The sequence below is a fragment of the Hymenobacter agri genome, from assembly GCF_054778495.1.
The window spans coordinates 1-850 of sequence record NZ_BAAGZM010001086.1 but is presented as its reverse complement, the minus strand read 5'-3'; the positions used below and the strand labels follow the sequence as shown (position 1 = coordinate 850).

1 protein-coding gene is annotated in these 850 nt (G+C 65.5%); it reads right to left on the bottom strand.

The features are described from left to right. On the bottom strand, nucleotides 1–456 hold a 456-nt coding region (locus ACYVDE_RS24625), incomplete at its 3' end, for a hypothetical protein (protein ID WP_460504156.1). Between the last annotated feature and the right edge of the window lie 394 nt (nucleotides 457–850).

The window sequence follows — 850 nt, the reverse complement described above, 5'->3', positions numbered from 1 at the left end:
GCGGGCGCCGGGGCGCATGGCGCGGCGCGGTCCGCCGGGCAGCTTACCAGCCTGGTCCGCCTTCATCTGGGTGTATTTGGCGAATTGCTCGGGCGTAAAGACGGTTTTCAGCTGCTCGTCGAACTTGGCTTCGGCGGCTTTCATGTCCTGCGGCGAGCCGTAGCGGCGGCCGTTGGTCACGCGGCCTTCGCGCAAGGTTTGCATCTGCTCGCGCTGGGCCAGCAGAATGGGCTGTAGCTTGGTTTGCTGCTCGGCGCTCAGGCCCAGCTCGGTGCCGAGGTACTGCACGCGGCGAGCCACCATCTGCTCAGGCGTTTGCTGGATGCCGCCGGCCGGCGGCACGGTGCGCACAATGGTGGTAGTGGGGGCGGCGCCCGGCGTCTGGGCCGGGGTTTGGGCGTGGGCCGCGAAGGTGGTAGCTCCGCTGGCAGCGAGAAGGAAGAGGAGGTTTTTCATGAAGCGAATAAGGGAAAAAAACGCGACCCGCCATGGCTGACGGGGGCCGTCGGGTGGCCGCACGGGGGCGCCAGGCAAGGAGCGCGCCAACTGCTCCAGCTGCCCCGGCCGGGAAGCGGTGGCAAATATCTGCCTATATTTCGGCCCCGCTGCCGTGGGCGGTCCGTTTTGGCGGGGCAAACACGTGCGTTGGGTTCGTTTTTTTCTTCCCATTCCCACTTTTTCTTTCTCATACATACCCTTACACATGGCAAGTATTTTCGCCAAAAAACCTCTGGCCGTGCTGCTGGGCGAGGCCAACTCGACCGGGCACGGCACCCTGCAGCGTACGCTGGGCGCCGGTAACCTCGGCGTGCTGGGCGTGGGCGGCATCATCGGCGCGGGCCTGTTTGTG